We start from the raw sequence: 7,182 nt of genomic DNA on the forward strand, positions 1-7,182 counted from the left end.
TCCGCGTCAGGTGGTCAGGGCCGCCTCGATCCGGTCGGCCGCCGCTGCCGCTCCTCGCTCGGCGCGCACCCGGTCACCGACGAGGGCGGCAGACCGGCGGAGCGCGGGATCCTCGGTCGCCTCGAACGACCGGCGCAGCGCCTCGACCGACGTCCGACCGACGGGCACCGGCGCGGCACCCGCCCCGACCTCGTGCACGCGGCGGGCGAAGAATGGCTGGTCCAGGGCGAAGGGCAGCACCACCTGCGGTCGGCCCGAGCGCAGGGCCTCCGCGGTCGTGCCCGCCCCGCCGTGGTGGGCGATCGCCGCCACCCGGGGGAAGAGCAGGTCGTGCGGCGCGCCGTCGACGACGAGGACGCGCTCGTCAGACGTCTCCGCGAGGCCGGTGCCGCGCAGCGCGACGACGCGGTGCCCGGCGGCGAGGGCACCCTCGATCGTGTGGCGCAGCGCCTCGCGGGTCTGCTCCAGGCTCTGGCTCCCGAAGCCGGCGTAGACCGGAGGCGGTCCGTCGGCGAGGAAGCCCTCGAGCGCGGCATCCAGGGTCGTGCCGGGCGGCGAGTCGCGGAAGGGGTAGCCGGTGAGCACGATCTGCCGGCCGCTGACCCGTCGCGGCGTGATGAGCCGCGGGGTGTGCGCGATGAACGCGGGCACCGTGAGGGTATGCCGGGCCGCCCGCAGGCGCGGGCCGCGCGGGACGCCGTGCTCGGCGAGGGCGTCGGTGACCGGGGAGCCCATGGCCATGCCGGGACCGAGCCCGCGCAGGCCGTCGACCAGGTTGCGGGCGGAGCGGCCGGGGCGGGTGGCGAACATGCTGGCGTCACCCCAGACCGACGGGAGTGCGGGGACGAAGAGCATCAGCACCTGCGGGCGCGGGTCGTGCGCCGCGAGCTGGCCGGCCCAGGGGAAGGTGAGGGCGGTGGAGACGACGGCGTCGTAGCGGGGCCACAGGTCGATGAGCGCCCGGGCGAGCTCGGGCGCCATCGCCTCGGCCTGGTGGCGCAGGGCGCCGACCTGGCGGCCGATGCTCGCCCCGGCCATCCGCTCGGCGACGGTGCCCTCCCGGTAGATCCGCATCGCGTCGGCGTGGATCTCCTCGACCTCGAGCCCGGCGGCACGGAGGTGGGGCGCGTAGTCGGTGGAGGCGGTGACGCCGACGTGGTGCCCGCGGGACTGGAGCTCCCGGCCGACGGCGATCACCGGCTGGTAGTCACCCCGGCTGCCCCCGGCCAGGATCGCGACGCGCATACCTCATCCTGGCATCGGCCGGAGCAGACGTGCGCCACGCGGCACTCATGGGCCCTCTGACGAGCCTGCCCCTCGCCGCGCGGACGGGAGTACCGTCAGCACAGTGATCCTGTCCTCCCTCGGGGTGCGCGCCACGGCCGGGACGCTCCGGGCTGCCGACGGGGTCGTGCTGGCTCACGTGTGGACCGAGGAGGGAGTGGTCGCAGGGCCGGCCACCAACGGCGCACAGCTGCTGCACCTGGCGGTGGCGCTCTGCGTCCTGAACGACACCTACCGCGAGGCGGAGGCCCTGGGCATCAGGGTGGACGGGATCCGGGTCAGCGCTGACGGAGCCTTCGACGACGAGTGGCGCTCGACCGGTGTGCGGTATGCCGTGGAGCTCGATTCGCCGGCGGTCGCGGCGGACCGGGACCGGCTCCTCGAACAAGTGGACGCCGTCGCCGAGATCCCGCGCGCGCTGCGGAGCGCGACGACCGTGACCAGGATGTAGCGTCCGTTCATGACCTTTGCGAATGTGGGCACGCTCGAGGCGGTCCCTGGCAAGCGGGACGAGCTGGTCGAGATCCTCACGCGTCGCTCGCCCGATCTCGCGGAGGCGGGGTGCCTGCTCTACGAGGTCGGCGTGAGCGAGGAGCAGCCGGACACCGTCTTCGTGGCCGAGCTGTGGACGTCCGCCGAGGCCCACCAGGCGTCGCTGGGCCTGGAGAGCGTGCAGTCGGCGATCCAGGAGGCGCGGCCGCTGCTGTCGGGCCAGATGGGCGGGTTCCGGTTCGACGTCGTGGGGTCGCCGCTGCGAGATCGACCGGGAGATGCCTAGCGCCTCGACCGGAGGCCGCCGGTCAGGTCGTGCCCGTCGGGTCGTCGTGGCCGGTGCGGCCGCCGCCGTCGTCGCATTGGCAGGTGTGGCGTTGCTGGGTCCGCGCGCGCATCCGGACCACGGGGAGATCGTCGACACCTTCGAGGTGCCCTCGTCGACCTGGATGGGGTTGAGCGGGATGGCCGCTCAGGTGCAGGGGACCCTGGAGCTCGACGAGGGCTGTCCGGTCCTGGTCACCGAGGAGGTGGGCCACGGTATCCTGGTCCTCCCGTGGGCGGTGGGTGTCACCTACGCGGACGGCACCCGGGGTGTCGTCCATCGCGTCACCGGTGGGGTGTATGCCGTGGAGGGCGGCGTCATCGACGCCGCCGGCGGGTGGGACGAGCCGAGCTCGGGCGGAGACTGGCGACCGGCCTGCGAGGGCAGCGACCTCCAGGCCAACATCCTCGTCAACAGCTGGCCGTGAGACCTGACCGCGTCCTGCACGTCGACCCGAGCGGCGCCCCCGCCCTACTGCGGCGAGCCGAGTGCTTTCAGGACCGCGCCACCGCCGTCCAGCACGCCACCCACCGTGCCGTCCTGGTCATCAGCGCCGGGCGGTGTCGAGTGCGGGTCGTCAGTGAGACGGACGGTGCGGCAGCCGTACTCGTCGACGACCACACCGGTGAGGTCTCCTTCGTGGCTGTAAGAGACCATCCACCGCGGGCCGAGGTCCGCGTTGCACCCCTGTTGCGGATTGGGCAGGGTCAGGTCGTCCAGTGCGGCCTCGAGGGCCGGCAGGTCCTCCGGCGCGACAGGTCGGGGCTCCCCGCTATGCCGCCATCCCAGGACGGTGCCGTTGGTGTTGTCCGAGTCGCGGTCGAAGAAGTCGTACCGGCAGAGCCATGCTTCCTCAGGCTCCAGGAGGTGGGGGAGCTGCTCGGCAGGGCTGGTCGCACCGAAGCCGTGACCCGAAGGGTCTTCGCCCGTGGGCAGCTCAGCGGGGCAGGGGTCGCCGTCCGCCGCGGTCAGCTCCCCGGGTCGCACCGTGGGCGGGTCCGCGGTCCCGGCCCAGAGCTGGCCACACCCCGTGACCGCCAGCGCTGCTGCGACCGCGCCGAGCGCCGTGGCAGCGCGGGCACTGGCCAGTCTGGGGGCGTTCGGCGCAGGCATGATCCCGAAACCATCCCACAGGTCCGGTGCCAGGAGGCCTCGCTCACGGTGACGCACGAGCAGCCCCGCCACCGGAGCGAGCGACGCCGGAAGGGAAAGCGTCTGCCGCGATGGTTGGATGTGGTCGTGGCAATCTTCGACGGCTTCGCGCTCGAGCAGGTGCGGGTCGGCGAGGACGTGGTCCTGCGCGTGCGTCACGGCGGGGAGGGACCGGCGGTCGTCCTGCTGCACGGCCATCCGCGCACGCACACGACGTGGCACGCGGTGGCTCCACGACTGGTCGAGGCAGGCCTGACGGTCGTGTGCCCCGACCTGCGGGGCTACGGCCAGTCCGTCGGACCGGAGCCTGACGCTGACCACCGTGCATACAGTGATCGGGCCATGGCCGGCGACATCGTGGCCCTCATGTCGCGCCTGGGTCACGAGCGGTTCGCGCTCGTCGGTCACGATCGAGGCAGCTATGTCGCCTATCGCACGGCTCTGGATCACCCGGAGCGGGTCACCTCCCTGGGCGTGCTCGACAGCGTCCCGATCCTCGAGGCGCTCGAGCGTGCCGATGCGCACTTCGCCGAGGCGTGGTGGCACTGGTTCTTCTTCGCCTCCGAGCAGGCGGAGCGGGTGATCACCGCAGACCCCCTCGCCTGGTACGAGTTGGACGCCGCAGCGATGGGCCGGGAGAACTACGAGGACGCGGTCGCGGCGGTCGGCGACCCGCGCACCGTCCGGGCCATGCTCGAGGACTACCGCGCGGGGCTCCACATCGACCGCGCCGCGGATGAAGCCGACCGTGCGGTATGCCGGAAGATCAGCTGCCCCACCCTCGTCGCCTGGTCGAGCCGGGACGACATGGAGTCTCTGTATGGCGATCCCGTCGCGGTCTGGCGGCCCTGGTGCGAGGCGGAGCCCGTGTCCGGAGTTGTCGAGTCCGGTCATCACATGGCGGAGGAGAATCCGGAGCAGCTGGCGACCCTGCTATCCCACTTCCTCGTAGGGCAGTAGCTGGTGGGCAGACGCGATGGTCCGGTGAGCCTGGAGTTCCGCCAGGCTCGACCCGACGACGCCGCGGCAGCACAGGCCGCCTACCGGCAGATCATCGACCACCTCGCGGCGACAGCGGTGATCCCGCACTGGCATACCGAGAACCGCCCGACCCCGTCCGAGGTCCAGGGGTGGGTCGAAGCCGGAGAGCTGTACCTCGCCGTAGACCAGAGGGGTGAGCGGATCGCCGGCCTGGTGGCCCTGAACCACGATGCAACCAGCGCATACCGGCATGCGTCGTGGGCCGTCGAGGCGTCCCCCGGTGAGGTGCTCGTCGTCCACGCCTTGGGTGTATGCCCGGACTTCCTGCGCCAAGGTGTCGCACGCTTTCTCGTCGACGCGTCGCTGGACGTCGCCAGGGAGAAGGGGTGCCGAGTGGTCCGGCTGGACACCTACGTCGAGAACGCTGCCGCCCGCCTGTTGTACGCCCGGTGCGGCTTCACCGATCTCGGAGTCCACACGCTGCACTACGAAGGGACCGAGCTGAGCCAGTTCCATCTCTTCGAGCGCGTGCTCTAGCGCTGCGATACCAAAGTGACACCATCACCGCATGGCCATGACTTTGACGAGGAGCGGGTGCACGAGTTGTCCGCCCGTGGGCGAGAGCGGTGGGCGGATCTGCTCGAGCGTCTTGGGCGCTGATCCTTGGAGTACCTGACCACCGAGGACCTGCTCGCCCAAGCGGCGGACCTGCATGTGGGGACGGTCCAGGATGTCGGACTGCTGGACTCTGCGGCCCACCGACCCAGCGCCACCGTGTTCGGGCGTGAGGCCTACCCGGGCGTCGATGCCAAGGCGGGCGCGCTGTTGGAGTCCGTCGTCGTCCACCATCCACTTGTCGATGGCAACAAGCGGCTGGGATGGCTCGCGGTAGTGGTGTTCTACGGACTCAACGGCACCGATCTCCAAGCACCTGACGATGACGCGTACGACCTGGTCGTCGCCGTAGCCGGTGGCATCGCTGACCATCGTGTCGCGACCCGCCACCTGGCCAAGTGGCACTAGCTCGGACCTGGTCGGGGCCGCTTGAGCGGGGGATCACTCCCAGGGCATGTCCCGCAGGATGTCCTGCGGGCGGGCCAGCACGGTGTAGAAGAACCATGACGCCGAGGCGCAGGCGACCATGATGGCCGCCATCGGCACCGCCGAGTCGACCCCGAAGAGCCCGCTGACCGGTGAGATGAGCGCGCCGAAGACGAAGTTCGTCGCCCCGAGCAGGGCGGCAGCCGCTCCGGCCCGCTCGCCGTGGTCGGCCAGCGCGATGCTCGGGCTGTTGGGCATGACGAAGCCCACCGAGCCCATCAGCAGGACGATGCCGCCGACGATGGCCCACACGCTGAGGTCCACCAGGGCGGCGGTGAGCAGGGCCAGAGCGATGGCCAGCATCGAGGGCAGCGCCACGCGCAGCACCGAGGCCGGGTGCACCGTGCGCACCAGAGACCCGTTGACCTGGCTGGTGACGGTCAGCGCTCCTGCGCCGGCGGCGAAGACCAGGGCGTACTGCTGGGTGGTCATCCCATACAGCCCCTGGAAGACGAAGGTCGCGCTGGAGATGTAGGCGAACAGGCAGCCCATGGCGGTGCACGCGGTCAGGACCAGGCCGACGTAGCGTCGGTCCGAGAGCAGCACACGGTAGCTGGCCCACAGGGTCCGCGGACCGAAGTGGCGCCGTCTCTGCGGCGGCAGGGTCTCCTTGACGAAGACCAGCGCCAGCACCGCCAGCAGCAGCCCGAAGGCTCCCAGCGCCCAGAAGATGGTCCGCCAGGTGCCGAAGGTCAGGAACTGGGCGCCCAGCGTCGGCGCCAGGATCGGGGCCACGCCGACCACCAGGAAGAGCCGGGAGATGAAGGTCGCCATCCGGGAGCCGCTGTAGAGGTCGCGGACCATGGCCTGGGACAGCACCATCCCGGCCGCACCGGTCAAGCCCTGCACGAAGCGCAGCAGCAGCAGCACCTCGATCGAGGAGGAGATCGCGATCGCCACCGAGACCAAGACGTATACGGTCAGCGACGCGATCAGGGGTCGGCGCCGGCCGAAGGAGTCCGACAACGCCCCGATCGCGAGCTGGCCGGTGGCGAGCCCGACCAGGGTCGCGGTCAGGGTCAGCTGCACCGTCGCCTCGGTCGTGGCCAGGTCGTCCACGACGGCCGGGAAGGCCGCGAGATACATGTCGATCGTCAGCGGGCCGATCGCGACGAGCGCCCCGAACAGCAGAAGTCGGCCCAGCGGGGAGGGTTCGGTGCTGGGCCGGGAAGGTGCGGGGGCTGCTGCGACGGGAGCTGATCTCACCACGGGGACAAGATGGGTGCCCTCCTCGATATTCCCGGCAGCGGGCGCGGACGCCGCAGCTGCCCGGGTGGCACCATGCGTGTGTGGATGCGGTCCTTCGACAGGCGCTGGAGCCGATTCTGCGTGACCTCAGGCGCGGTGGCTTGGACGCACCAAGGATCGAGGACCGCGAGTGGACCGGTGACTCCGAGACCCCGTCGGCCATGTTGTGGGGCTCCGACGTCGGCTCGGGCGTCTCGGTGTTGCGCTCTGCGTCGCCAGCTGAACGGATCGCGGACATGGCGGACCAGGTCCAGGAGTGGGCAATCGAGGATCAGCTCTGGCAAACCGGGGCAACCAACTGGCCGCGCTGCCCTGCTCACCCAGATACCCATCCGCTCAGGGCGGCCGCGGTCAACGACCAAGCAGTCTGGGTATGTCCCCGAGGTCGCGAGGTTGTCGCTTGCATCGGTGAAGCCTAAGGGTGCCCTTCGCATGCCGCACGCGGGGTAGCGCGCGATTCGACGCTACCTTGTCGTTGTGGGCATTCGACCCCTGGTTCTCGCTGACGTCGGGTGGGTGGCAGGTCAAGCCCAGTGGAGTGGTGTAGCGCTGTGATCCCTCGTTTGGGTTCAGGTGGTGAGGGCGGGTAGGTGATCAGC

General features: G+C 71.0%; 9 protein-coding genes. 6 read left to right on the forward strand and 3 right to left on the reverse strand.

Annotation, left to right across the window (positions count from 1 at the left end):
• Positions 1-6 precede the first annotated feature (6 nt).
• Complete coding sequence (locus FXF60_RS03990) at positions 7-1,245, reverse strand: glycosyltransferase (protein WP_151523953.1); 1,239 nt, start codon at positions 1,243-1,245, stop codon at positions 7-9.
• A 103-nt stretch (positions 1,246-1,348) separates the two neighbouring features.
• Here FXF60_RS03990 and FXF60_RS03995 point away from each other — a divergent pair, with 103 nt between their 5' ends.
• The 3 genes from FXF60_RS03995 to FXF60_RS04005 all read left to right on the forward strand — a co-directional run bounded on the left by FXF60_RS03995 (position 1,349) and on the right by FXF60_RS04005 (position 2,528).
• Positions 1,349-1,735: an OsmC family protein gene (locus FXF60_RS03995; RefSeq protein WP_151523954.1), complete on the forward strand. Its 387-nt coding sequence runs from the start codon at positions 1,349-1,351 to the stop codon at positions 1,733-1,735.
• 9 nt (positions 1,736-1,744) lie between these two features.
• On the forward strand, positions 1,745-2,062 hold the full coding sequence (locus FXF60_RS04000; RefSeq protein WP_151523955.1) for a putative quinol monooxygenase: 318 nt from the start codon (positions 1,745-1,747) through the stop codon (positions 2,060-2,062).
• Between the two features lie 91 nt (positions 2,063-2,153).
• Positions 2,154-2,528: a hypothetical protein gene (locus tag FXF60_RS04005; RefSeq protein ID WP_202879543.1), complete on the forward strand. Its 375-nt coding sequence runs from the start codon at positions 2,154-2,156 to the stop codon at positions 2,526-2,528.
• Positions 2,529-2,572: 44 nt separating this feature from the next.
• On the opposite strand, the gene FXF60_RS04010 is transcribed toward FXF60_RS04005, so the two are convergent.
• Entirely contained in the window at positions 2,573-3,214 is a 642-nt protein-coding gene (locus FXF60_RS04010) for a hypothetical protein (protein WP_151523957.1), read from the reverse strand.
• Between the two features lie 126 nt (positions 3,215-3,340).
• Between FXF60_RS04010 and FXF60_RS04015 the strand changes: the two genes are divergently transcribed.
• The 3 genes from FXF60_RS04015 (at position 3,341) to FXF60_RS04025 (ending at position 5,257) form a co-directional block, all read left to right on the forward strand.
• The gene (locus FXF60_RS04015) at positions 3,341-4,213 is read left to right on the forward strand and encodes an alpha/beta fold hydrolase (RefSeq protein WP_238335690.1); all 873 of its coding nucleotides are present in this window, start codon (positions 3,341-3,343) and stop codon (positions 4,211-4,213) included.
• Positions 4,214-4,216: 3 nt separating this feature from the next.
• Complete coding sequence (locus FXF60_RS04020) at positions 4,217-4,771, forward strand: GNAT family N-acetyltransferase (RefSeq protein WP_202879544.1); 555 nt, start codon at positions 4,217-4,219, stop codon at positions 4,769-4,771.
• Positions 4,772-4,897: 126 nt separating this feature from the next.
• Positions 4,898-5,257, forward strand: coding sequence for a type II toxin-antitoxin system death-on-curing family toxin (locus FXF60_RS04025; protein WP_151523959.1), 360 nt, complete (start codon positions 4,898-4,900; stop codon positions 5,255-5,257).
• 33 nt (positions 5,258-5,290) lie between these two features.
• Here FXF60_RS04025 and FXF60_RS04030 read toward each other — a convergent pair whose 3' ends face one another.
• Positions 5,291-6,541, reverse strand: coding sequence for a multidrug effflux MFS transporter (locus FXF60_RS04030; protein ID WP_192796580.1), 1,251 nt, complete (start codon positions 6,539-6,541; stop codon positions 5,291-5,293).
• Between the last annotated feature and the right edge of the window lie 641 nt (positions 6,542-7,182).

Source organism: Serinicoccus kebangsaanensis, from assembly GCF_008919445.1.
Taxonomy (GTDB): domain Bacteria; phylum Actinomycetota; class Actinomycetes; order Actinomycetales; family Dermatophilaceae; genus Ornithinicoccus; species Ornithinicoccus kebangsaanensis.